The organism is Brevibacillus composti, from assembly GCF_016406105.1.
Classification (GTDB): Bacteria; Bacillota; Bacilli; order Brevibacillales; family Brevibacillaceae; genus Brevibacillus; species Brevibacillus composti.
Map to the genome: position 1 here is coordinate 3,418,724 of NZ_CP066308.1, position 24,851 is coordinate 3,443,574.

Sequence of the window (24,851 nt, forward strand, 5' to 3'; positions counted from 1 at the left end):
GAACCAGGCGGCACCCGTCAATTCCTGCTGCCCTACGGAGTTGACGTTCCGCACCGGCTGGGCTCGTCTGCTCCCGGGAACGCCGCGCTTCGGCTGCCTAGTTGGCCATCTGCACCGGCAGCCAAAGCGACAGGGACGGCCAGACGATAATCACGATCAACACAAGCACCATCAGGCCAATAAAGGGTATGACCCCCTTTACCACTTCCTCCAGCTTGGCCCTGGAGATGCCGCTGACGACGAACAGATTCAGTCCGACAGGAGGTGTCACCATGCCCAGCTCCATATTTACCGTCATAATGATCGCGAAATGGAAGACGTCGATGCCCAATAGCTTGATAATCGGCAAGAAAATCGGCAGCGTGATCAGGATGATCGAGGTCGGCTCCAAGAACATGCCCATGATGAAGAACAGGATATTGCAGGCGATGAGGAAGGTCCAGCGGTTAACCTCCCCTTCCATGATCCAGGCTGCGATCTCCTGCGGCACCTGGGCATTGGTCAGGTACAGGCCAAACACCGTCGCTCCGGCGATGATGAAGAAGATCATCGAGCTGGTATTGACCGTCTCTCGGAGGATCGTCTGTGTGTCCTTCCAGGAAATTTGGCGGTAGATAAAAACGGCTACGATCAACGAGTAGACGCAGGCGACGACAGAAGCTTCCGTCGGAGTGGCCACGCCCATGTAGATCGTCCCCAAAATCAGAAACGGGAGAAACGCTGCCGGCAACGCCTTGACGCTGAGCTTCCACCGTTCTTCCCAGCTCGCCTTTGGGAGACGGCCAAAATTTTTGATCCTCGCGTAGATGATGGCCGCCAAGACCAGCACCGCCGTCAAAAACAGCCCCGGCAGAAACCCGGCCATGAACAGCTTGCCGATCGACTCCTCAGCCACGGTTCCGTAGACGATCAGCGGAATCGAGGGCGGAATCAGGATGCCCAGTGTTCCGGCTGCCGCCACCAGCCCCATCGTATAGCGCTTGCTGTAGCCAGCAGCCACCATGCCGGGAATCATGATGGACCCGATCGCCGCTGCCGTCGCCGGACTGGAGCCGGAGATGGCTGCGAAGACGGCACAGGCGAGGATCGTGACGACAGAGAGGCCGCCGGAAAAGTGGCCGACCCAAGCCCGGAGCGCATCGATCAAGGCCTGCGAGATGCCTCCGCGGGACATCAGCACCCCCGCCAGTATAAAGCCGGGAATGGCCATCAAAGTGGCGACGTTGAGCGAGGAAAACATCTTTTGCGGCAGGACGTCGAGATTAAAGCCGCTGTCCAGGAGAGCGACGCCGGCGGAGAATACCAAGGCAATTGCGACCGGCACCCGCAGCAGCAGGAGCAGAAAAAAGAGGATGAACACTATCCATTCCATTCAATTTTCACCTCTTTTTTCAGACTGGCCAGCAATTTATCGAGGAAACGGTAGCCGAGCATGAGTCCGCTCAAGGGTATGACGAGATACACGATCCAGAGGTAAATGCCCACGTCTGTCGATTGCTGCTGGGTCTGCCAGTACAAGGTGAGCAGTTTGCCGCCAAAAAAGACAAAGGATAAGCAAAACACAATGCCCAGCACATTTGAAAAAACATCAAACGCTTTCTTGATTCCGGGAGGCACGCGGTCATACAGGATATCCACCTGGATGTGATGCCCTTCCCGCAGCGCTACGGCAAAGCCAATCAACGCGCCCCATACGACAAAGTAGGTGGAAATCTCATCGATCCATGCTTTGGGGCTGTTGAAAACATAGCGGCAGACGACACCGTAAAAGATCAAAGAGACCCCGATTACGAGCAAAGTCCCCGCGAGATAATCTTCAAACCTGGCGTAACGCTCGCGCCATTTTGACATCCTATCGACCTCCGATCCGAGATGGAGTAGAAAGGCACCCAACTCCCGCGAAGAGTAGATGCCTTCCCGCACTTCCGCAAAGCATTACAGCTGTCTGGCTCCGTCGATGATCTCCTTGCCGACTGTCTCCGCGAATTCGCTGTAGACCGGCTCCATCAGTTTGACGAAGGCCTCCCGCTCGGCGTCGCTGAGCTCGACGACTTTCATTTTGCCTGAGCTCCTGAGGTTGTTCTCCGATTGCTTATCCAGCTCTACAGCCAGCTCGCGCTCATACGCAGTGGCCTCAGCCATCGATTCGTCGAAGGCCTTGCGAAACTCTTCCGGCAGCTCGCTGTACCATTTTTTGTTGGTCAGCACGATGTAGTCGATGCGGCCGTGGTTGGAGACGAGCAGATACTTTTGCACCTCCTCGTATTTTTGCGTGTCGATATTGTTCCAGGTGTTTTCTTGTCCGTCCACCGTCCCCTGCTGCAGAGCCGTGTACGTCTCACCAAACGGGATCGTCGCCGCTCCGGAGCCGAGTGCCTTGAACTGCGCTTCCAGCACCTTGCCTGCTTGCGTCCGGAATTTCAGTCCGTGGAAGTCTTCCGGTTTTTCAAGCGGTTTGCTGGCCGTAAAGACCTTAAAGCCGTTCTCCCACATCGCCAGGCCGAGCAGATTCTTGTCTTCCAGCGAAGTCATCAGCTTTTTGCCCAGCTCGCCGTCCCAGAATTTGAGGACCGACTCGTGGTTTTTGAACAAAAACGGCATGTCGACGATTTGGAAGGCCGGATTAAACCCGACCAGCTTGGTGGCGGAAGGAGCGATGATGTGAACATTTCCCGCCTGCAGGGCTTCCAGTTCATCCTTGTCGCCGTACAGTTGGGAGGAGGGGTACACCTCTACCTTCACTTTGCCGCCCGTCTTTTCCGCCATCAGCTCGGCAAATTTTTGCGAAGCTTTTCCTTTGGGACTGTCAGGCGTGGTGACATGCGAGAACTTGATGATCAGCGGCTTTTCTGGTGTGTATGCCGCCGCATCCTGCGATTTGGGTCCACCGCAACCCTCCGCGGTCAGCATCAACACGGACAAACAGCTTGCCAATGCGATTTTCCAGGATTTTTTCATGTGTATACCCCCTGCGTGATTTTTCTACACCCATGAAAGCGCTTACCGATTTATTGTAGAAAATGGATCCAAAATTAGGAACCTTCTGTTCTTATTGTTCGTTTTGGTCTTTTTGGTCATCGTTTTGGCTGATCCGCTCTCGCCAACAGCCGCTGTACCCGATCGCTAACCGGCTCGGGACCGTGTCCCCGCTTGTAGACCATGAAGGTGCGCAAAAACTGGATGACGATCTGGTCATCCTGATTGTAGCCCACCGTTTTGACGCGGACGATTCCGACATGGGGACGGGATTTGGACTCTCGCTTGTCAAGCACCTCGCTGTAGGAGTGAATCGTGTCACCCTCGTACACCGGATGGGGGAGGCGAATCTCGTCCCAGCCCAGATTGGCCATCACATTCTGGGACACGTCCCCCACCGACTGCCCTGTGACCAGTGCCAGCGTAAAGGTGGAATCGACCAGCGGACGTCCGAAGTCGGTTCTCGCCGCGTATTCGGCGTCAAAGTGAATCGGGTTGGTATTCTGCGTGAGCAGCGTAAACCAGATGTTGTCGGTCGACGTGACTGTCCGCCCCAAAGGATGCGGATAGACATCGCCGATCTCAAAATCCTCGTAAAAACGACCTGTCCAGCCTTCCTTGATCCCCATACGTCCTCCCCTTCTGTCCCCGGTTCGAAATGTACCCGGCCATTTTCGATTCGTTGATTCAATCTCCGTTGATGCCATCCTGCCTTACCGTTTTTTTGGATATTGGATCCAATTAGGAATGGAATACTGTCATGATAGTATGGATCTTTTGCATTGTCAAGAATTTTCGCACTATTGTTTCGCAATCTTGTTAATAATACCCAAGCCATTTCCACCAGGTGAGCGCCATCAGATACGTCAATCCGGTCGTCACCAGCGTCAGCCAAAAGCCGGGGAGAAAGAAATCCTGCTGGGTCACCCAGCCCGTCCCGTGGACCATCACCCCGGGAATCGTCTCGACCACCAGGATAAATCCGTACAGGCAGGTCAGTCCGGCTACGAAAGCAAGCAGCAGGGCGGGAGCATTGGGTGCATGTGCGGCCAGAGCCACGACGACAGGCACGGTGGCAATGACGGCGGTGGAGACGTTGGACGTCACCTTGTGAATCAGCTGGGTGAGCACAGCGACGGTCAAAACGGCGAGAGCCGGATTGGAGAAGAGCGAAAGGGTCAGGTCGTTCTCCATCCACCTGGAGAGGTAATCGGTCACCCCGGTCTCGTACAAAGCCCTGCCCAGCGAGAGCGTAACGCCGAGCATCACGAGCGGAGCAAATTTGACGTCGAGGATTCGATTCCAATCGGCCACCTTGATTCCGGGCCACCCCATCAGCACTGCCCCGATCAGCGCCGGAATGACCGGCGGCCAGCCGTGCACGCCTTCCATCGCCCACATCAGGCAGACCCCCGCGAGAATCGCCATCAGACGCTTTTCCCGGGAACTGATTGGCCCCAGCTCGGCGATCAGCTCTCTCATCTTTTCCTTCAGCCCGCTCGGCATCGGCTCGCTCACCGGAAAAGAGCGGTACAGGATCCACCAGCACGCGGGCAACAGAAGGATCCACATCGGCAGCGCCAGTACCAGCCAGTCCACATAGGTCACATGGGTGTGCAGGTAGGTGTTGATGAGGTCTACGGTGATGACGTTGCCGATCGCGGCGGGCAAGACTGCCGTCCCGCTCACTCCGCAGCCCACGACTACGCCCATCATCAGCTTTTTGCCGCGCACATCCCCCGCCTGTACGCCGAGGATCGCCGCGATGGAAAAGACGATCGGCAGAAGCATGGCCGTACGCACGGCGGCAGCCGGAATAAAGAAGGCCATCACTTGCGGAATCAGGATGATGCCGGCGAGCACGCCCCCCTTTTTCTCGCCCAGCCAGTAGAGGAGCTGGTAAGCGAGGCGCTGTCCAAGCGGCGTCTGCTCGACCGCGCTGGCGATCATCATCCCGGCTACGATCAGGAAAATGGCAGGGGAGGCAAAACCGGACAGAATCAAATCGGTGGAGACCGCTCCGGACATCGGCAAGAGGAACAGAACCAGAACGGCTGTCATGGAAAAAGGAATCGGCTCCAGCACCCACAGCACGATAACGGCCAGCGTGATCGCCAGCGTCACCCGCGCCTCGTACTCCATATAGCCCTGCAGCCCAAAAAAGACGAGTGCAAAGAGCAGGGCGGAGATGGCAAACCAGAGCGGTTTTTTCAGGGACAGCCAGCGGGCGTGTGCTCCTGCTTCCGCCGAGGTTCTCTTCTGCTCCGCCTGCGGATTGCTGATCGTAGGCATCGGTATCCCCCCAAAGATGATATTGGAAATAGGATATTGTATCCAATTTGCTTTGTCTATCCCTAAAAGAAAAACAAGACCGGCCCTGGTGAAAGCCGCGAGCGCTGCGTCATCAGACTCATCGCTCGCGGCTTCCATGGATAGGCCGGTCTTGTCACGATCATACGTCAGATAGTCAATGGATCAGGTCAATTGATTCGGGTCAATCGATCGGCAGATGCTGCTTTATCCGCCAGCGATTCGTTTTCTTCCGTTTCGTCGTCCTTCTCTGTCTCCGCAGCGGTGCTCTCCTCGCCGAGTTCATCGATGATGACGATCTTTCCTTCCTGCTGCCACTTTACATTGGCTTTCAGCTGTTCGCTGACGAAGCGGAGTGGCAGGAACACGCGGCCGTTTTTCAATACAGGCACGGTGTCCAGCTCAACGGTCTCGCCGTTTACCAACGCCTCTTTTTTATCGAGATACAGCGTGATCGACGTATCCCCTTTGGTGATCAACGCGGAGCGCGTCTCGGCATCCCACTTCACATCCGCTTTGAGAGAAGCGCTGATGGCCCGCACCGGCACCAATGTCCGACCGCCGTGAATGAACGGTTCCACGTCAAACTCCGGCTCTACGCCGTCTACAAAAGCTTTTACCCCATCCAGCTTTGCTTTTTCGTACAGTTTGCCCAGCTTTTCAAACGCAGCCTGATCCCCAGCCTGGTAGGGTCGAAGCGTTTTTGGGAGCCAGCTCGATTGCCTGCCGGATGGCTTCCAGCATGCTGAGTTCATCTGCGATTCCTTTGCCTGCGATGTCAAAGGCGGTGCCGTGATCCACACTGGTACGGATGATCGGCAGGCCAACGGTAATATTGACCCCGGCTTCCAGCCCGAGAACTTTTACCGGCGCGTGCCCCTGGTCGTGGTACATCGCCACCACAATGTCGAAGTCGCCCCGCGTCGCGCGGTAGAACAGCGTATCGGCCGGGAGCGGTCCCACGACCTCAATCCCCTCCTGCTGGGCCCGCAGGACAGCCGGAATCACCTTCTCCTCTTCCTCGCCGTAGCCAAACAGGCCATTTTCCCCCGCGTGAGGGTTAATTCCGCAGACGGCGATCCGGGGAGAAGCGATGCCCGCTTTTTTCAGCGTCTCGTCGGCCAGGGCAATCACCTTGTACACCCGCTCGGGATTAATCATCCTGACTGCATCGAGGATGCCGACATGCGTGGTCACATGAATCACGCGCAGCTTGGGGGCCGTGAGCATCATCGAATAGTCTTGGGTATCCGTCAGCTCGGCCAGAATCTCGGTGTGGCCCGGGTAGAGATGGCCCCCTTTGTGCAGCGCTTCCTTGTTCAGCGGGGCAGTACAGATCGCATCGATTTTCTCTGCTTTCGCCAGCTCAATCGCCCGCTCCAGGAAGCGAAAAGCGGCATCGCCCGCCTGGGCAGATACCTGTCCAAACGGCAGATCGGCGGGGAGCAGGTCGAGATCGAGACAATCGACAGTCCCCCATTGGAATATAGCCGTCTCGATTTCCTCTATCGGACGAACCGCCAATGAGGCACCGACGATATTTCTCGCCCGCTCCAAAATTTTCGCATCGCCGATCACAATCGGGCGGCATTGCCGGTAGATCTCCTCTTTTGCCAAAGCCTTGATGATGATCTCGGGGCCGACGCCTGAAGCATCCCCCATGGTGATCCCGATGATGGGTCTCGTCATTCGCTGCTCTCCCCTCTCAGTTCATGAAATGCGCGCCAAAGCGATGGCCTGGTGCCGAAAGCGCCCGCTTTGGTCACGACACAGAAACGGTGCGGGCCGACCAGACGGCCAAGCGGTATCCCCGGCTCCAGCTCGCGGAGAAGCTCCATGCCAGTCGCCCCCATATGGCGGCACACCGCTTTTGCAGTATCTCCTCCGGTGAGAATCATTCCTTGCAGGTCGTACTTCTTCACAATGGCCGCTGCGACCTCCCCCAGTGCCGATGCGATTCGGTTGGAAATTTCACCGTTGGGCAGCCCTTTTTCCGCTTCGAGCTCTTTGGCTGCCCGTACGTCCTCAGGACCAGCCTGGGAGGACAAGGCGATATTCCCCTGTCCGGCTTGAAGGGCCGCTTCCATTTCGGCGATACAACGCGCTATCTCCTGCTCTTGCTCAGCTTTTGCGCCGAGTAAAGGCAGCGGGTTCAGCTCCACACGGGCAACGCCGCCTTGCTCGTGCACATGCTGCAGCTGTTCACGGGTGGTCGGCGAGATGCTCCCCGCCACCAAGACGATCGGATAGCCGGTTTTGGGGAGGGGAGCCGCTTTTTCGCCGCTGCCGCCAAGTCCCAATGCCTGGGGCAAAAAATCGGCGAGGCCTGCGGAGCCGGTCCACAACATGCGGGCCGGGTAGACGCTCACGCTCCTTGCAATTCGCTGCATGTCTTCATCCGTCTCCGCATCGCAGATGATCAGTTCGGCACCGCCCCGGCGCAGCTCATCCAGCCTGTTCCCGACGGATTCGTCCCCTTCCCGCAGGACGGACAGAGGCAGCAAGCCGGTTTTTCGCTTGGATTGGGAAGCCAGCAGTCTAGCCAGATCCGATTCGCGAACAGGTGATTTGGGGTCGCGTCCCATCTCCGTCTGATCCACCAAAGTCCCGTGCAAGTAGTGGCGGCCTGCCACCGTGGTGCGGCCGATCTTGGGAAAAGCAGGGGCCACCAGAGCCATATCGAATGGGATCGCATCCATGACACCGTCAATTTCCGCGCCGATATTGCCGCGGAGGGTGGAATCCATTTTTTTGTAGAAATGCAGGGCACCGGACTCTTTCAAATAGTTGGCTGCACTCGCTGCCTGGGCGTAGGCTTGCTCGGCCGGAAGAGAGCGGCTGTCGGTATCGACCACGACAACATCTGTACGCGCCGAAGCTGCCCCCTCCTCTCCGAGATGAAAGATAACCTGCGCCGTCATACCCATCCGTGTGAACTGGACGCCGGAATCAGAGGCTCCGGTGAGATCATCGGCAATGATGCCTATCTGTATCGTCACGGAAGCGCCACTCCCTCTCTCTTTTGCTGTGATGTCTGGCAATAAAGGCCGTTATTGCTTTTAACGATACTATCCGATGTATCAAAATGCAATGGTAAAACGCTCAATATAATGTTGTATTTTAAAACAAACAAAAAAAAGAAGCGACAAGCCGATCGGCCCGTCACTCCCGCGTGAGCTGTTTGATTTTCCGCCACAAGGTGGAACGATCAATCCCCAGCCGTTTGGCTGCCTGCGATTGGTTCTGTCCCTCTTCCTCCAGCACGCGAATGATGATCTCGCGTTCGAGCTCCTCCAGCGTTTTCGCTCCAAGATCAATCCACCGCTCCCGGCTTGCTGTCGGTCCGTCGAACGCTTTGGCCTGTGACAGCTCCATCACCTGCTCCGCTTCGATAAAAGGCCCCGGCGCCCGCTCACACAAGCCGTGCACCGCGATTTCGAGTTCTGCCAGATTTCCCGGCCAGCTGCGCTTTTTCAGCAACGCCAAGGCTTCCTCCCGCATGCCCACGATCTGTTTGCCATGCTGCTGGTTATACGATGCGATCATCCAGCGCACCAGCTCTTCCAGATCCTCCATGCGGTGACGAAGCGGCGGAATCAGGAGCGTCGATCCGCTCAGCCGGGAATGCAGCTCCCGGGAAAATGTCCCGGCCTCCACAGCCTCTTGCAGATCTCTTGCGTCTGCGGCAATCAGCCGAATCTCGACCGGATGTGTTCTCGCATCTCCGTCCGCGATCGCCCGCTCTTGCAACACCCGCAGCAGCCTGCTTTGGACCACCGGGGGCAGAAGGCTCACATGATCGATGAACAGTGTCCCGCCCGAAGCGAGGGCCAGCGCCCCCTCGCCCTGCGGACTGTCTGTGCCATCCTGCGGTTTCCGACCGAAAAGCTCGTTTGTCAGCTGCTCCGGCTCATGGGCTGCACAGTCCAGCGTGACAAAAGGACCGTCACATCTCTCGCTGGCGTTATGGATGGCCCAGGCGATGCTCTTCTTTTCGGTGCCGGCTTCTCCCAAAAGGAGGACCGGGAGATTGCTCTGGCTGCACCCTTCCGCTGCGGCCAGTATTCTTTTCATCGCATCAGAGGTGGCCACCAGCTGGTTCACATGGGAAATCGGCTGCTCCCGCTCCCGCTCCCGGACCCGATGTTTTCGCAAGAGCAGCTCGGCTGAGCGGATTTCCGCGGCGGACTTCAGAACAAAGAGATGAGCGCCCCCGCCGCCCACGATTTCGAGGGGAATTTGTTGGGCAAGGATATCCTCTCCCTCTGCCTCCAACTGGATCACTTCCGGTCGCCTCCCGCGACTTTGGCTGGAAAAGGAGGAGGAAACCAGCCTCGTCACCAACTGCCGGACAGCATCCGGCTGCGCTTCCTTCGCCCCGTCCTCACCCGGCGCTTGAGACTTGCGCATCAGCGCGATCGCTTTTTCATTGGCGGCCAAAACTTCTCCCGCCGGGTCTGTCAGCAAAAGACCACCTGGAAAATGCGCAAACGCCGCTTCCAGGAGACTTCTCGCCTCCCGCTCTTTTTGGATGGAAGCAACCAGCCGTTCAGCTTCGTCGATGGCGTCCATGACCGCTTCCCTGCCGGAGGTGATCAGGATCGATTTGATTCCCAGACGGGCCGCCGCCTGTGTGGAGATGACGTCGCCAACCATGACGGCGATTCCCTGTTCTTTTGCTTTGCGAAGCTCAGCCTCCAGCTGGTCCTCCTGTTCAATCGGGTAAAATTCAAGATTCATATCGATCAGGGCTCCGATCTCATCTGCCCGTTGCACGGTATTGCGGTAGCTGACCAGACCGATTTTACCCGGGTATCCTCTGAGCAGCGTCAAAGTACGAAGCAGATCATAGCCCGTTACCTTTACATCGACCACAGGCGTGCGGCAATGCTCCCGCAGCAGCCGGGCGGTAGCCCCTCGGCTGATGATGACATCGCAGGAGTCTTCTCCCAGTTCTCTGACCTTGGCCAGGCCTGCGGACAAATCCCCCACTTCGACGCGGATCTTTTTGCCGCTCTCCGCAGCCGCCTCCTGGAACAGATCTGCCAGACCCTGGTAGGGGGCAATCACCAGTATATTTGCCACACAACCCACTCCCTCATCGTTGCATTTTGCATCATCTCTCTATTATAAAGGGTTGTCTCGCGGTTATCCAGTAGCGGGAGAAAAAGCCGCAGCAAAAAACCGGTCCCAAGCCGGCCACCGGTTTTCTTTACGATGTATCTCTGACCCCTGCTGCCCGACCTACTTGCCGGCTGTGGAGTCGATCACCAGATAATAGCTGCATGGCGTCTCCCCGACATTGATAAATCGGTGAGGCAGATCCGCCTCAAAGTAGAGCGAATCCCCTTCTTCCAAAATCGTATCCAGCACGCCATCGCCAAGCACGGCTCGAAGCTTCCCCGAAGCGACGACGAGATATTCTTTTACGCCTTGTTTGTGAGCGGGAAAAAGTCCGGACTCCTTGCCTGCCGGAACGACATTCAGCACAAATTCAATCCCTTTCGCCGGAAACGACGGGGACAACAGGTGGCGCTCGAAACCGGACTGCTCATCGCGGTAGACGAGCCGCTCGCTTCTCCTGATCAGCATGACCTCTCGTTTTTCCTGCTCCCCCAATAGCTGCGACAGGGTAAGCTCCAGCGCTTCCGCGATCTGGCAAGCGACATGCAAGGTCGGATTTTTTTCCTCGCGCTCTATCATCGAGAGCATGGACGGGCTCACCCCTGAGCGATCCGACAGTTCTTGCAGCGTCAATCCCTTTTCCTTTCGCGCCTGTTTGACGTTCAGACCGAAGCTCATCATCTTTCCCCCTAGTATCTCTCGTCCAAAACGATCGGTATGCCTTCTAGAAACTATAGGTAAAAAAGCCTTGACGAGTCAAGAATGCATTCACTAAGATAAACATAAATTTCCTATAGTAAAATTGAGGTGAGGAGCGTGGCCGCTGTTTTTCTTGCCTGCTTTCCCATCCTGCTGATTCTTCTGCTTCTTTTCGTTGGCAGGCTGTCCGCATGGAAAGCAGGGCTCGCCGGGGTCTTTGCCGCCGCAGGACTGGCCCTGTTTGTTCCCTATTTTGAGACGCCGATCGGCAAACTGTATACGGCAGCGGTAAAAGGGGCGTTGACTACCTCGCTCGTTGCCTATGTCATCTTCTTCGGCATCCTGCTCTTCCATTTGATGAATGTATCAGGCGTAATGCAGAGCATTGCCTCGTACATCGCGCATTCTACGAAGGATCCGATCCGGCAAGTGCTTCTCCTGGCCGTCGGCTTCTCTCCCCTGGTCGAGTCGTCCAGCGGCTTTGGCATCGCTGTGATCGTGCTCGCTCCGATCCTCATTTCACTGGGCTTTGACCGATTCCGCGCAGTGCTGATCGCGCTTGTCAGCCTGAGTGCTGTTCCATGGGGATCGCTGGCCATGGGCACGATCATCGGGGCCAGCCTGGGGAATATTCCCGCAGACAAACTGGGGACCGGCAGCGCCCTTTTGTCGCTCCCGACGTTTTTCTATTTTGCCTTGCTGATCGTCTATCTGGCTGGAGGCTGGAGCGGAGTCAAACGGCGTTTTTGGGAAACGCTGCTGGTTAGCGGTGTATGCGGCCTTTCCGTTTGGGGCGCCAACCGCTATGTCAGCGTAGAGCTTGCCGGGGTATTTGGCTCGATGGCAGCGATTGGTGCCGAGCTGCTGTGCATCCGTTTCACAGCCGAACGGGCCGGATATGAGAAGCGGGCAGCAGAGGCAGAGCTGTCCGCAGCAAAGGAAACGCTGCCGGGAGGTGAACGGGGCAGCGGCATCGCGAAAACGTTCAGTCCCTATTTGATCCTGATCACTCTCTTGCTGTTGTCCCGCTTGATTGCCCCGGTGGAAGCCTTTTTGCAATCCCGCCTGGTCCTGAGCCTGCCGGCTTATGGTTTTTCGCTGCCGCTGCTATATTCTCCCGGATTTTTTCTGGGGGTGACCTGCCTGTTGACCTGCTTTCTGTTTTCCTTGGGAAAAGGCAAGGTGATCAAGAGCCTGCGCTCCACATTTGTCCAGGCCACTCCTGTGATTGGGTCCACGCTCTTTTACGTCGTCCTGTCCGAGATGATGGCCGCCGCTTCGATGACGGACACGCTGGCTCATGCCGCAGCCGCTCTGTTCGGCGGAGCCTTTCTGTTCGTCTCTCCGCTGATCGGAGGGTTGGGCGGCTTCTTGACCGGAAGCAACACCGGTTCCAATGCGATGTTTATCAAGCTGCAGACGCAAACCGCGATACAGCTGGGCATTTCTCCCGAACTGGTTGCCTACGGACAAAACACGGCGTCCTCCCATTCCATGATGGCTTCCCCCTCCCGCGTTCTGCTCGGGGTCACCGTCGGGGATGTCAAAGAGCGGGAGCATGAGATGCTCAAGAAAATCACTTTGATCACGCTTGGGACGATCTGTCTGGTCGTGCTTGGCCTCGGGGCGATTGCGCTTTTCTCGGAGTAGGCTTTTTGGTTTTCATTTGCACGGAAAAAAACCGGCTACCAATCAGGTGCCGGTTTGCCTTGCGTTTTCAATGATTCTCTCTGCCTCCAGATCCCTTCGCTCCCGCTCCCCCGACTTCGTCCAGCAAAGAAAGCGGTCGTCCAGCAATGCAGACAGAATTTCGCGCTTTTGCCGGTCATCCAAAGACAGCTCCAGTACGCGGCGGCGCATGGCTCCGAGAAAGGCCGTATACTCCTCGTATTCGGGACCTATATGCGCTTCCATCTGTCTGCGAAGCTTCTTGGCCAACCCCGGGTTGTGTCCGCCCGTAGAGATGGCGATCTGCAAATCCCCCCGCTCCACCACGGAGGGCACGGTAAAGCTGCAGAGATCGGGTCTGTCTGCGATGTTGACCCATTGGTGAGAGGCACACGCCTGGTAGACGGCCAGATTCACGTCTGGGTCGTCCGTCGCCGCGATGACGATGAGCGCATGCCGGGTATCCTCCGGCGCAAAGGGACGGCGGTAGAGGAAAAGACGCTCTTCGCGAGCCCACTTCGCAACGGCCTCCGTACATGAAGGGGCGACGACGGCGATCTCGGCACCGGCGGCGAGGAGTTTGTCGATCTTCCGCTCCGCTACTCGCCCCCCTCCGACCACGAGGCAACGCTTTCCCTCCAGATTGACCATCATCGGGTAGAGTCGCATGGTTCCTGCTCCGTTTTTTCCGTTTCCATCCGCTCAAACCAGTTGATCCGCTCCCGCATCCGGACGACCTCCCCTACGAGGATAATCGCAGGATTGGATATTTTCGGGCCGCTCGCCAGACGTTCTTCAATATCTTCCAGCGTTCCGGTCACTGTCGTCTGCTCCGGCAGCGTTCCCCAGGCGATTACGGCGACAGGGGTTTGCGGGTCGCGCCCGTGGGCGATCAGATTTTGGCGAATGGACGGTAGGTTGCCGACTCCCATGTAAAAGGCGACCGTATCGATGCCTGCAGCCAGCGCTTGCCATTTCACGCTTCCCGGGCTGCTTCCCTGAGCCCAGCCGCTCTCCTGCTTGCCCTCGCGGAGATGGCCGGTCACCACGGCAAAGGAGGAGCCGTACTCCCGGTGCGTCACGGGAATGCCGGCATAAGCCGGCGCGGCGATCCCCGCCGTGACGCCGGGTACGATTTCAAAGGGAATGCCGCAAGCGGCGAGATGCTCCGCTTCCTCGCCCACGCGGCCAAACACGCAAGGATCGCCGCCTTTGAGCCGGACGACGGTCTTTCCTTCGCGCGCTTTCTCCGCCAGCAGGACATTGATTACCTCCTGGCGCATCGTGTGGTTGTCCGGCAGCTTGCCGCAGTAGATGCGCTCGGCATTTTGCGGCGCATGCGCGAGCAGAGCGGGATTGGCCAGGCGGTCGTAGACGACGACATCGGCCTGCTGCAGGCACTCCAGCCCTTTGAGCGTGATCAGCTTGGGATCGCCGGGTCCTGCTCCGACGAGGTAGACGCGCCCCCGCCCGCTCATCGGTTGCTCACCCCGGCAGACGCAAAAGTCGCCATCTCCCGCAGCATCCGCGTAGCCGACTCGACGATCGGGAAAGCGACCGCCGCTCCGCTGCCCTCGCCCAGCCGCAGGCCAAGGTCAATCAGCGGCTCCTGCCCCAAAGTAGCCAGCACATGAGCATGTCCCGGCTCCTGTGAACGGTGGCCGGCCAAGAGATAGTCTGCCGCAGCCGGACATAGTCGGACGGCCAGCAGAGCCGCCACGGTGGAGATAAACCCGTCCAGGAGGACAGGCACGCGGCGGGCCGCCGCGCAAATGATCGCGCCCGCCATGGCACCGATCTCCAGACCGCCTACCTTGGCGAGTACATCGAGCGGATCAGCAGGATTCGGCTGATGCAGGGCAAGCGCCTCTTTGACCACCGCTTTTTTCCTCTCCCACTTCTCGTCGCAGACACCGGTGCCCCGGCCTACCAGCTGATCTGGCTCCGTTTCGGTCAGGGCGGCCAGCATGGCGCTGCTGGCTGTCGTGTTGCCGATCCCCATCTCGCCGACGATCAGCAGCTTGGCCCCTTCGGCGAAGAGGGCCTCTGCGCTCTCGTATCCGACTTGCAGGGATTGTTCCGCTTCCTCCCGGCTCATCGCCCATTTGCGCAGCATGCTGGCCGTTCCGTACCGCACTTTTTTCGACCAGACGCCAGGCGCATCCACATCGGTGGCTACGCCGACGTCCACGACGTGCAGCAGGGCGCCGATCTGCCGGCCAAATACGTTGATCGCCGCGCCGCCATGGGCAAAATTGGCTACCATCTGGGCCGTCACTTCCTGCGGATACGCCGAGACGCCTTCGGATGCCACACCGTGGTCGGCGGCAAATACGAGTATCCCCGGCGGAGCGACAGCAGGGGCTGGCTCTCCTGTAATCGCAGCCAACTGCACAGCCAGCTTCTCCAATCTGCCCAGGCTTCCCAGCGGTTTAGTCAACTGGTCGACATGGGCGCTGGCCCGTGCCGCGGCCTTTGTGTCCAGCGGCTGCACCGCATCCCGCCCTTTTTTCCAATCTGCATGGCTCATATGCACTCACTCCCCTGAAAAGCTTTCATTTGCTCTTCGATGATGTCCAGGCGGACGTGTTTTTTGACCTCCTCAGCGATGCGGTCAAATCCCTGTTCCCTGAGCGCTACAAAAGAAGGCCGCTCCGTTATGGGAGCCAAGCCCTTTTTCCCGCGCAGGAAATTGAGCAAGAGCTGGCGGAAGCGGTCGTCGTGAAACAATCCGTGAAAATACGAGCCCAGCACCAGCTCCCGCTCGTCCCAATACCCGTCGGCACGGTCTGCCAGCTCGATCAACGGGGCCCGCTCTTCTGTAAATACCGATTGGCCCATGTGAATTTCGTACCCCAGAAGGTCGATCGTTTCCCCGGCGAATCGGGCTGTTCCCCGGGACAATACGGTCGTCTTGCGCGTCTGCATCGTCGTTTCCATGGGAATCAGGCCGAGGCCCGCCATGGATCGTACGGGAGACTCCACGCCCTGTGGATCGTGGATCGAGCTGCCCAGCATCTGATAGCCGCCGCAGATTCCGGCGAGCAAGGTGCGGCCCTCCCGGTGAAGACGCAGGAGCGCCGCTTCCAGCCCCGTCTCCCGCAGGAACAGCAGATCCTCCAGCGTATTTTTGCTCCCCGGCAGGATGAGCAGGTCAGGCTGCCCCAGCTCTTCTGCTCTCGTGACAAAACGGACGCGGCAATCGGGCTCCACGAAAAAGGGATCGACATCCGTAAAGTTGGAGATGCGCGGATAGCGGATCACGGCGATGTCCAGCTCGCCCGTTTTCTCCGACTTCCCCTGGTAGCGGTGCAGGATCAGCGAGTCTTCCGCGTCGATCCACAAATCGGGTATGTACGGAACCACGCCAAGCACCGGCTTGCCCGTATACTGCTCGAACCACTCCAGCCCCGGCGTCAGGAGTGAGAGGTCGCCGCGAAAACGATTGATAATCACCCCGATGACGCGCTCTCTGTCCTCTGGCTCCAGGAGCTGCAGCGTCCCGACCAGGCTGGCGAACACGCCGCCCCGCTCGATATCCGCCACCAGGATGACCGGCGCATTGACCAGCCGCGCCACCCGCATATTGACGAGCTCGCGGTCGTTCAGATTCACCTCGGCCGGGCTGCCCGCGCCCTCGATCACGATCCGTTCGTAGGATTGGGCCAGCCTGCGGTAAGCCGCTTCGATCACGCGCAAGCCCTGCTCGTAAAACTCCGTGCGGTAGGCCATCGCCTTCATATTGCCGTACGGCTCTCCGTTGACGACGATCTGCGACTCCGCGTCCCGGGTAGGCTTGATCAGGATCGGATTCATGTCCGTCGTCGCGACGATCCCCGCCGCCTCCGCCTGCACGCCCTGCGCCCGCCCGATCTCTTTGCCGTCCAAGGTCACATAGGAGTTGAGCGCCATGTTCTGCGATTTGAAGGGCGCCGTCCTGTAGCCGGCCTTTGCAAAAATCCGGCAAAATGCAGTGGCAATCACGCTTTTTCCGGCATCCGAGCTGGTCCCCTGGATCATCAGCGGGAGTGCAGAGATGGCTTTCGCGCTCGCCCCGTTCGGCCCTGCAACTGCCTGATCAGCCACCTGCTCTCACCTCCCGGCAACGCTCCACCCAGCGCTTCGCCAGCTCCGGATTAGAGGCGAAATGCAGATGCGTATAGCCTGCGACCAGATTGTCCTTGGCGTAGCCCTCCGTCTTGGTGCCGCGCAGCCCTTTCGTCTCGTAGGCGTGCGGATACTCGGCCTCGGCGGCAAAGGTGGAGTAGTGAAATTCATGCCCTTTTGCCTGCTCGCCTGGCCCGATCAGGAAGTTGTGCTGCGTGCCCGTGATCTCGCGGTAGCCGAGCGCCGCCAGCCGCTTCTGCATCGTCACCTTCCCGCGAATGAGCCCCACCATGGGGTAGACGCTGCCGTCCGTCGTCTCGATCGCGTCCGTCAGGTACATAAACCCGCCGCACTCCGCCAGCGTAGGCAGGCCGGAGGAAATCGCCTCCCGAAAAGAGCGGAGCACCGCTTCATCGCGGGACAATTCCGCTGCGAACTCCTCGGGGAAGCCGCCCCCGATATACAATCCGTCCGCCTCCTCTGGCACAGGCTGGCCCGCCAGCGGGGAGAAAAAGAGCAGCTCCGCCCCGCAGGCTTGCAGCAGCTCGAAGTTCTCCGGGTAGTAAAAGTGAAAAGCCGGGTCTTTGGCGACGGCGATTTTGACACGGCCGTCCGGTTTCGCGCGATCCCGGCTGCCGGGATGTCCGGCTGCACCTTTGTCCAGTGCCGCAGCATTGTCCAGATGACCTGCTGCCTCCCCATCATCCCTGTGTCCGCCGCTCTCCGTCAGCGGCACCTGGGCAAACATCCGCGGCTCCACGTGAAGCGGCTCCGCCTCGGCCAGCGCCCAGATCTGCTCCATGTCGACCGTCTCGGCCATCAGCTCGGCCAGGCGGTCGAACAGCGGATTCAGCTCCCCCCGCTCTACGGAAGGGACCAGGCCGAGATGCCGCTCCGGGATCTCCAGATCGCTCTCCCGCTTCAGATAGCCGACGACGGGGATGCCGCACTCCTGCTCGATGGCCGTCTTGACGATCTTGTAGTGGCCTTCGCTGCCGACTTTGTTGGCGATCACTCCAACGATGCGCGCCTCCGTATTCAGCAGTTGAAAGCCTTTGACAATCGCCGCTGCGCTGCGGGCCATGCTCTGCGCGCTGATCACCAGCAGGACGGGCGACTTCGTCAGAATGCTGATCTCGGCCGTGCTCCCTCGGTCGCTTCTCGGGTCTTTGCCGTCGTACATGCCCATCACGCCCTCGATGATCGAGATGTCGGCGCCGTGGCTGCCGCGGACAAAGATCTCCTGCATCGTGTGCGTATCCAGCATCCAGCTGTCCAGATTGCGCGAGACGCGTCCCGTGACAGCGGTATGATAGGTCGGGTCGATGTAGTCGGGGCCGCATTTGAAGCCCTGCACCACATGTCCACGGCGCTTCAGGGCGGCCATTAGGCCGATCGTCACCGTAGTTTTCCCCGCGCCGCTGCCGGTTCCGGCGATGACGAGGCGGCGGGTGCTGCTGCACGTCTGTCCGCTCATGGCCTGCCCTCCCCGCCGTACGGCATCAAGGCGACGGAGATCGTCACATTGCCCGACTTTTTCTTGGTCAGCACCAGTTCATCCACTCCGGCGCACAGCTTGGCCGCAGGCTCGCTCACGCCGTACGCGCCGGTAAATTTATAGACCGTCTCCGAAGGCTCCTCGATCGCCACGGAATTCAACTGCTCCGGCGTATACCAGACAAAGGGCCAGCCGAATTTTTGGCAGACCTGCAAGAGGCCTTCCTCGTCCTTTTTCAGCTCGATGGTCGCCAGCGCCTTTACGCTCTTGATGGAAAAGCGCAGCTCCTCCAGCGTCTCCCGGATCACCGCTTCGATCTCCTCGGCGGAGGTGCCGCGGTTGCAGCCCATGCCGATCACGATCACCTTGGGACGGTAGAGGACGCCGTTTTCCAAGATCGGCTCTTCCTCGGGGGTAAGAATGCGATGAGTGACCACCAAAGCTCCGTGCGGCTTCGCCTCCAGCGCTTCGGCGACGGTGCCGTAGACCGTGATCGACGGAGGCATCGGCGTCTCGTGCATCCACCAGTTGCGCTCGCCAGACTCCACGACGACGGCGACCGGCTCCTCGTTGACCACGGAAGCGCTGACCGGGGTCAATTTTTCGTCTGACTCCCACTCCCAGCCGAAGCGGCGGCCGAAGAGGTCGACCGGGATCGTCTTCTGCACATCGGAGGCGGTCGTGATGATCGGCCGCGCCCCCAGCACCGCCGCCACTTCCTTGGCCAGCTCATTGGCCCCGCCGAGATGGCCGGAGAGCACGCTGATCACATTCTCGCCCCGGTCATCGACGACGACCACGCCCGGGTCTGTCTTTTTGTCCTGCAAAACGGGCGCGATCATCCGTACGACAGCGCCGAGCGAGATAATTAAGATCAGTCCTTTATAAGCAGGCCAGAGGGCGGGAAACAGCATCCGTACGCTGTTTACGAAAAGCTGAATGCCTCGCGCCTCTTCATCACCCCGGGCGAATTTGCTCATGTAGTACAGGTCGGCACCGGGAAAGCGCTGGTGCAGGTCGCGGGCCATCTCTACGCCGTGCTTGGTGATCGCCACGATGGCGTACTCGCCGCGCTGTCTGATCGCCGGGATTTCTCCCTCTTTCAGCTCGATGATCATCCTTCTTTCACACCTTTTCTGTACCCATGCGTAAAGGTTTTATCATACAGCTTGGAGCGATGCTGCTCGCTTTTGGCGTGAATCTCCGGGTCGAGCGCCCATCCGGCCAGAATCATCGCATGGGAGCGGATGCCGTTTTTGCCCATCTCCTCGTCCAGATGCGCCAGCGTCGTGCGGATGATCAGCTGATCCGGCCAGCTCGCCCGCTGCACGACGGCCACCGGCGTGTCCAGGCTCCAGCCCGCGTCGGTCAGCTCGCGCACCACTTTTTTGGTCAGGGTGGCACTCAAAAAGAGCGCGATGGTGCAGTGATGCTCCGCCAGCGCCCGCAGCTTCTCCCGCTCCGGCACCGGCGTACGTCCCTCGGCCCGCGTCAGGATCAAGGTCTGGGTCAGCTCGGGGATGGTCAGCTCTGCGCCGACTGCCGCAGCCGCCGCGAAGACGGAGCTGACGCCCGGCACGATCTCCACCTCGATGCCCTCTTCCTTCAACAGCGCGATCTGCTCCATCGTCGCCCCGTACACAGACGGGTCGCCGGTATGCAGACGGACGACGGTTTTCCCCTGACGGATGCGGTCGACGAGCAGTTCGACCATCTCCTCCAGCGCCATGCCGGAGCTTTGCAGCACCTCTGCGCCGGGCTTGGCCTTAGCGACCAGCTCGTCATTGACCAGCGAATCGGTGTAGAGCACGACGTCAGCGGCTTGCAGCAGTTTCAGCCCTTTTACGGTAATCAAATCCGGGTCGCCCGGTCCTGCTCCTACGATATACAGCTTCATCCCTTTTTCACCACCATCAGCGTAAGATAGCCGAGCTCGGCCCGTTCCAGTTCGCGGACATTGGTCCAGATCATCTCCTCCGCGGAGGTTACTTTGGTCGCCACTGCCGCTTTGTCCACCAGATTCATTTCCTTCAAGAGATCGATGATCATCGGCAAAACCTTGGCCACTTTCAAAAAGATCACGCAATCATGCTCGAGAAGCGCCTTTCGCATCGCGTCGCGGTCCTCCGTCGCCGGAATGATGCCGATTTGTTCATCCCCGTCCGCGAGTGGCAGATTGAGCCGCGCGGCTGCCCCGAGAAATGACGAGATTCCCGGCACCGTGACGACAGGCACTTCCGGGTATTTCTCTTTCATGACCCGCATCATGTGGATGAAGGTGCTGTAGAAAAGCGGGTCGCCCTCCGTCACGAAAGCCACATCCTTGCCCTCGCGCAGGCGCTCCCAGACGATGTCCGCGGTGTTGTTCCACTCCCGCTCCAGAATCTCCTTGTCCTTGGTCATGGGAAACACCAGCCCGAGCATCTCCTTGTCAGGCGATGGCTTCACGTACAGCTCAGAGATTTGGTGCGCGTAGCTTTTGCTGCCCATCCGCTTTTTCGGGTAAGCGATGACAGGGGATTGTTGCAAGAGGCGAAATGCCTTGACCGTGATCAGCTCCGGGTCCCCGGGCCCGACGCCGATGCCGTACAGTGTTCCGATGGTATTCACTTGCTGTCTCCTCCTTGCTTAGCTTGCTGTTCCTCTTGCTTTTCCCCCTGCTTGGCCCAGGCGGTGATGATGTAGATCGGGTTCAGTCCCTCGAAGCGGGTCATCGACAAAATCGGCTTGCTGCGCGAGAGCTGGGCCAGCGTGATCGAGGTCTCGAAGCCTTCGGCGGCAAAGGCCTGCGTGGCTTCGTACAAGGTCTCGATCGTCGCCGCGTTCACCACGATCCGTCCGTTTGGCCTCAGACGGCTGCAGCAAATGGCGAGCAGCTCTCTCAGCTCTCCGCCGCTTCCGCCGATAAAGACCGCATCCGGGTCGGGAAACTGCTCCAGACCCTCCGGCGCCTTTGCATGCACGGTCGTGATGTCGGCGCGGAATTTGGCCATGTTTTCGTGGCAATTGGCCAGGTCGTCGGAATTTTTCTCCACCGCGTACACTTCGCCTTCGCGCGCGATGCGGGCCGCCTCAATCGCGACCGAGCCGGTGCAGGTGCCGATGTCCCAGACGATGCTTTTGGCGTGCAATTGCAGCTGGGCAATGCTCAGGATGCGCACTTCTTTTTTCGTGATCAGCCCCTTGTCCGGCTTGCGCTGGGAAAATTCCTCGTCGGCGATGCCGAGCGGCCAGACGGGACTCTCCCGCCGTTTGCGCAGGATGACCACATTCAAATCGGCAAACTGGCTGTCTGCCATCTGCTCCAGCGAGTACCAGCCGGTCCGCTCCTGCGGGCTGCCCAGGTTTTCCCCTACAAAGGCATCGTACTCGGTCATGCCGAAGCGGAGCAGGTAGCGGGCAATTGCCGCCGGATTGTTTTCCTGATCCGTCAGCAGTGCGACTTTTTCCTTGCCGTCGATCCGCTGCGCCAGCCCTTTGATGCTGCGTCCGTGCACGCTGTGAAACGATGCGTCCTGCCAGGCCTCGCCCATCCGGGCAAAGGCGAGCTGGATGGAGCTGAGATGCGGGTATATCTCCACGTTCAATTTTCTCGCCAAGAGGCTGCCCACTCCGTAAAAGAGCGGATCGCCGGATGCCAGGATCACGGTTTTTCGCTTTTCCTCGCGCAGTTCTTCGATCAGGGCGGAGAGGCCGCCCTTCAGGACGCGCTTTTCTCCCGGATAATCGGGGAAAAAGGCGAGATGCCTCTCGCCTCCGACCAGAAGCTCGCTCTCCGCGATCCACGTCCGGTACAGCGGCAGCAAGCTGTCCGCGCCGTCATCCCCGATTCCGATCACCTTCATTGCCTCTGTCATCTATCGTCACCTTTCCCAACAGGGTTCCTTTCATCGTGATCAGCATGGTCTCGATCTCCATGCCGCCGCCTACCTCGCGCAGTCCTTCGCGGGAGCAGCTTTCGCACAGCTTTTCAAAAAAGAGAGGGTAGTCCGCCATCATGTCACCCACCTGCGAGGCCGTATTGGCCCCCCGCGCTTCCTCCACCAGCTCCGGCGGCGCCCCTGCCTCGCCGACCAGTCTGGCGAGAAAGCCGAAGTCGACCGGCGCGCTTTTGGAGTGGACCATCATGACGCCCTGCGCGACCTTGGAGAATTTGCCCATCATGCCGACGAGCGTCACTTTTTCGATTCCTTTGCTCTTGCACTGCTTGAGCGCAAAGCCGACGAAATCGCCCATCTCGACGAAAGCCTCCTCCGGCAGCTCGGGATACTGCGCCATGCCGAACTGCTCGCTCTTGCCTCCCGTGGAGAGGACGATGTGGCGGCAGCCCATTTTCTGCGCGACATTGATCGCCTGGGCGACGCTGGCCTTGTAGGCGGAGGTGGAAAACGGCACGACGATGCCGCGCGTCCCCAGAATGGAGATGCCTCCGATGATGCCGAGGCGTCCGTTCAGCGTCTTTTTGGCGATCTCCTCGCCAGCGGGGACAGAGATGACGATCTTGATGCCCCGCTTGATCTCATACTGGTCGAGCACCGCTTGGGCCGTCTCCAGGATCATCTTGCGCGGGACCGGATTAATCGCCGCTTCGCCGATGGGCACCGGCAGGCCCGGCTTGGTGACGCGGCCCACCCCGACGCCGCCGTCCAGCACGATGCCCGGCTGATCCAGCCAGCTCACCGTGCTTTGGATGAGCGCGCCGTGGGTCGCATCCGGGTCATCCCCGCCGTCTTTGATGATGCCCGCTGTCGCGGAGCCGCCGTCAAGCGAGCAGCTCTCCATCTGAAACGTGACATCCTGTCCGATCGGCAGGCGTATCGTCGCCTCCCGCTGTTCTTCCTGCAAAATCAGGGCGGTCAGCGCCGCTTTGGTGGCCGCTGTGGCGCACGATCCCGTGGTGTAGCCATGGCGCAGGGGTTTGGCTTCTTTTTCGTCCGCAGTCGCTTTCCCCGCCATACGGTTACCCCTGCCGCTCTGCCATCAGCGAGATGGCGTTCAGTGCCGCTACCGTCACGGGACTTCCGCCTTTGCGGCCCATATTGGTGATGAACGGGATGTCCAGCTTGGCCAACTCCTCCTTGGATTCCGCCGCCGAGACGAAGCCGACCGGCATGCCGATGACGAGGCCCGGCTTTGCCTCTCCCTCTTTGACCAGACGGATCAATTCGAGCAGTGCGGTCGGGGCATTACCGATGGCGAAGATGCCGCCCTCCGCCTCCTTGACCGCCTTGCGGATAGAGATGATCGCCCGCGTGGTGTTGAGTCGCTTGGCCTCTTCCATCACGTCCGGGTCGGAGATGTACACCTTTACCTCGCCGCCGAATTTTTCGATGCGGTTTTTGCTGATGCCGACCTGCACCATCTGCACATCGGCGACGACGATCTTGCCGCTGCGAATAGCATGAATGCCTGCACGGATCGCATCGGGATGGAAGACGAGGCTGCGGCCCAGGTCAAAGTCCGCCGAGGCGTGGATCACTCGCTGGACGACCGGGTACTGCTCCTCGGTGAAAGGATGCTCGCCCAGCTCCTCGGTGATGATTTGAAAGCTCTTCTCTTCGATTTCCTGCGGTTGAACGGTCAACGGTTTGAATTCCGTGCGAAAGTCCATGGGGATTCCTCCTTTGGATTGGCTGTTTCCCTTTTCAGGGGCAGTGATGAACCGGTTTTGGCGCGGTCTTTTCTATACCAGAGGCAGTAGCTGCTTCAACTGGCCGACGACCCCGGCAAAATCGGAAAATTTGGTGCCGTAATCGATCTTCGGACGAGCGATGACGATGGTCTCGATGCCCATCTCCAGGGCGGCCTCTACCTTTTCGTCAAAAGCGCCCACCTTGCCGCTCTCTTTGGTGATCATCAGGGTGACGCCGTAATGGGCGTAGAGGGCTTTGTTCAGCTCTTTGGAAAAAGGCCCCTGCATGGCGACGATGTTCTTCTGCTCGATGCCCAGCTCCTCGCATTTTTCCATATTGTCGATACGCGGCAGCATGCGGGCCACCAGCGTCGTCTCGGGCAGGCCCAGCAGGCGGTCGGCGAAGATCTTCAGCGTCTTGCTGCCCGTCGTCAGCATGATCACGCCACGCTTCTCCGCCGCGATCTCTGCCGCGTGCTTATAATCCTCGGCAAAAATGATCTTCTCGTGGCGGGGCGATTCGGCATTCTCCCGTTCGTAGCGGATGTACGGGACATCTGCTGCCTGCGCGCCGGCCATGGCATTTTTCGATGCTTCCTCCGCATAGGGGTGGCTGGCGTCGACAACTGCCCGAAAGCCGCGTTCGCGAATCAGCGACGTGATGTCATCCGCGGTCAGGCGGCCGACCTGCACGGTCAATCCCGCCTCCTCGAGGCTTTTGGCGGCATTCTCGGTCACCACCGTGGCCAAGAGGTCATACCCGTTTTCTTTGATTAACAAGGCCAGCTCGCGTGCATCGCTCGTCCCGGCCAGTACCAGTATCATCGCGCGTCCCTC

23 protein-coding genes are annotated in these 24,851 nt (G+C 59.2%); 1 reads left to right on the forward strand and 22 read right to left on the reverse strand.

All coding sequences use genetic code 11. From position 1 onward, the window contains the following. Positions 1-97: 97 nt before the first annotated feature. From JD108_RS17230 to JD108_RS17275, 10 genes are all read right to left on the reverse strand, one after another. On the reverse strand, positions 98-1,372 hold the full coding sequence (locus JD108_RS17230) for a TRAP transporter large permease (RefSeq protein ID WP_198827222.1): 1,275 nt from the start codon (positions 1,370-1,372) through the stop codon (positions 98-100). Beyond that, on the reverse strand, positions 1,360-1,851 hold the full coding sequence (locus JD108_RS17235; RefSeq protein ID WP_198827223.1) for a TRAP transporter small permease: 492 nt from the start codon (positions 1,849-1,851) through the stop codon (positions 1,360-1,362). The genes JD108_RS17230 and JD108_RS17235 overlap by 13 nt, the downstream gene beginning before the upstream one ends. An 84-nt stretch (positions 1,852-1,935) precedes the next feature. Beyond that, on the reverse strand, positions 1,936-2,958 hold the full coding sequence (locus JD108_RS17240; RefSeq protein WP_198827224.1) for a TRAP transporter substrate-binding protein: 1,023 nt from the start codon (positions 2,956-2,958) through the stop codon (positions 1,936-1,938). A gap of 116 nt (positions 2,959-3,074) precedes the next feature. Beyond that, positions 3,075-3,605 (reverse strand): MaoC family dehydratase, encoded by a 531-nt coding sequence (locus JD108_RS17245; protein ID WP_198827225.1) that lies wholly within the window; start codon positions 3,603-3,605, stop codon positions 3,075-3,077. 190 nt (positions 3,606-3,795) lie between these two features. Beyond that, positions 3,796-5,268: an SLC13 family permease gene (locus JD108_RS17250; RefSeq protein WP_198827226.1), complete on the reverse strand. Its 1,473-nt coding sequence runs from the start codon at positions 5,266-5,268 to the stop codon at positions 3,796-3,798. A 188-nt stretch (positions 5,269-5,456) separates the two neighbouring features. Then, on the reverse strand, positions 5,457-6,041 hold the full coding sequence (locus JD108_RS17255; RefSeq protein ID WP_198827227.1) for a stalk domain-containing protein: 585 nt from the start codon (positions 6,039-6,041) through the stop codon (positions 5,457-5,459). Then, a complete protein-coding gene (gene pdxA / locus JD108_RS17260; protein WP_198827228.1) occupies positions 5,947-6,975 on the reverse strand; it encodes a 4-hydroxythreonine-4-phosphate dehydrogenase PdxA in 1,029 nt (342 codons plus the stop codon). Before pdxA ends, JD108_RS17255 begins: the two co-directional genes overlap by 95 nt. Then, positions 6,972-8,285, reverse strand: a complete 1,314-nt coding sequence (locus tag JD108_RS17265) for a four-carbon acid sugar kinase family protein (protein ID WP_198827229.1) — start codon at positions 8,283-8,285, stop codon at positions 6,972-6,974. The genes pdxA and JD108_RS17265 overlap by 4 nt, the downstream gene beginning before the upstream one ends. A 163-nt stretch (positions 8,286-8,448) precedes the next feature. Further along, the gene (locus JD108_RS17270; RefSeq protein WP_198827230.1) at positions 8,449-10,371 is read right to left on the reverse strand and encodes a sigma-54-dependent Fis family transcriptional regulator; all 1,923 of its coding nucleotides are present in this window, start codon (positions 10,369-10,371) and stop codon (positions 8,449-8,451) included. 159 nt (positions 10,372-10,530) lie between these two features. Then, a complete protein-coding gene (locus JD108_RS17275; RefSeq protein WP_228728185.1) occupies positions 10,531-11,091 on the reverse strand; it encodes a helix-turn-helix domain-containing protein in 561 nt (186 codons plus the stop codon). Between the two features lie 135 nt (positions 11,092-11,226). On the opposite strand from JD108_RS17275, the gene JD108_RS17280 reads away from it, so the two are divergent. Continuing rightward, positions 11,227-12,759: an L-lactate permease gene (locus JD108_RS17280; protein WP_198827231.1), complete on the forward strand. Its 1,533-nt coding sequence runs from the start codon at positions 11,227-11,229 to the stop codon at positions 12,757-12,759. A gap of 42 nt (positions 12,760-12,801) precedes the next feature. Here the strand turns inward: JD108_RS17280 and JD108_RS17285 are convergent, their stop codons facing one another. The 12 genes from JD108_RS17285 to cobK all read right to left on the reverse strand — a co-directional run bounded on the left by JD108_RS17285 (position 12,802) and on the right by cobK (position 24,839). Continuing rightward, entirely contained in the window at positions 12,802-13,446 is a 645-nt protein-coding gene (locus JD108_RS17285; protein ID WP_198827232.1) for a precorrin-2 dehydrogenase/sirohydrochlorin ferrochelatase family protein, read from the reverse strand. Beyond that, positions 13,428-14,255 (reverse strand): uroporphyrinogen-III C-methyltransferase, encoded by an 828-nt coding sequence (gene cobA / locus JD108_RS17290; protein ID WP_198827233.1) that lies wholly within the window; start codon positions 14,253-14,255, stop codon positions 13,428-13,430. The genes JD108_RS17285 and cobA overlap by 19 nt, the downstream gene beginning before the upstream one ends. Further along, positions 14,252-15,307 (reverse strand): nicotinate-nucleotide--dimethylbenzimidazole phosphoribosyltransferase, encoded by a 1,056-nt coding sequence (gene cobT / locus JD108_RS17295; RefSeq protein WP_198827234.1) that lies wholly within the window; start codon positions 15,305-15,307, stop codon positions 14,252-14,254. The genes cobA and cobT overlap by 4 nt, the downstream gene beginning before the upstream one ends. Further along, on the reverse strand, positions 15,304-16,797 hold the full coding sequence (locus tag JD108_RS17300; protein WP_198830165.1) for a cobyric acid synthase: 1,494 nt from the start codon (positions 16,795-16,797) through the stop codon (positions 15,304-15,306). Before JD108_RS17300 ends, cobT begins: the two co-directional genes overlap by 4 nt. 58 nt (positions 16,798-16,855) lie before the next feature. Next, on the reverse strand, positions 16,856-18,361 hold the full coding sequence (locus JD108_RS17305) for a cobyrinic acid a,c-diamide synthase CobB (protein ID WP_198827235.1): 1,506 nt from the start codon (positions 18,359-18,361) through the stop codon (positions 16,856-16,858). Then, positions 18,358-19,500 (reverse strand): cobalt-precorrin 5A hydrolase, encoded by a 1,143-nt coding sequence (locus JD108_RS17310; RefSeq protein ID WP_198827236.1) that lies wholly within the window; start codon positions 19,498-19,500, stop codon positions 18,358-18,360. Before JD108_RS17310 ends, JD108_RS17305 begins: the two co-directional genes overlap by 4 nt. Continuing rightward, a complete protein-coding gene (gene cobM / locus JD108_RS17315) occupies positions 19,497-20,279 on the reverse strand; it encodes a precorrin-4 C(11)-methyltransferase (protein WP_198827237.1) in 783 nt (260 codons plus the stop codon). Before cobM ends, JD108_RS17310 begins: the two co-directional genes overlap by 4 nt. Beyond that, positions 20,276-20,992, reverse strand: a complete 717-nt coding sequence (cobI, locus tag JD108_RS17320) for a precorrin-2 C(20)-methyltransferase (protein WP_198827238.1) — start codon at positions 20,990-20,992, stop codon at positions 20,276-20,278. Before cobI ends, cobM begins: the two co-directional genes overlap by 4 nt. Next, complete coding sequence (gene cbiE, locus JD108_RS17325; protein WP_198827239.1) at positions 20,989-22,239, reverse strand: precorrin-6y C5,15-methyltransferase (decarboxylating) subunit CbiE; 1,251 nt, start codon at positions 22,237-22,239, stop codon at positions 20,989-20,991. The genes cobI and cbiE overlap by 4 nt, the downstream gene beginning before the upstream one ends. Continuing rightward, positions 22,202-23,338, reverse strand: coding sequence for a cobalt-precorrin-5B (C(1))-methyltransferase (locus JD108_RS17330; protein WP_198827240.1), 1,137 nt, complete (start codon positions 23,336-23,338; stop codon positions 22,202-22,204). Before JD108_RS17330 ends, cbiE begins: the two co-directional genes overlap by 38 nt. 4 nt (positions 23,339-23,342) lie before the next feature. Continuing rightward, positions 23,343-23,993, reverse strand: coding sequence for a precorrin-8X methylmutase (locus JD108_RS17335; RefSeq protein ID WP_198827241.1), 651 nt, complete (start codon positions 23,991-23,993; stop codon positions 23,343-23,345). Between the two features lie 72 nt (positions 23,994-24,065). Beyond that, on the reverse strand, positions 24,066-24,839 hold the full coding sequence (cobK, locus tag JD108_RS17340; RefSeq protein ID WP_198827242.1) for a precorrin-6A reductase: 774 nt from the start codon (positions 24,837-24,839) through the stop codon (positions 24,066-24,068). Positions 24,840-24,851 lie beyond the last annotated feature (12 nt).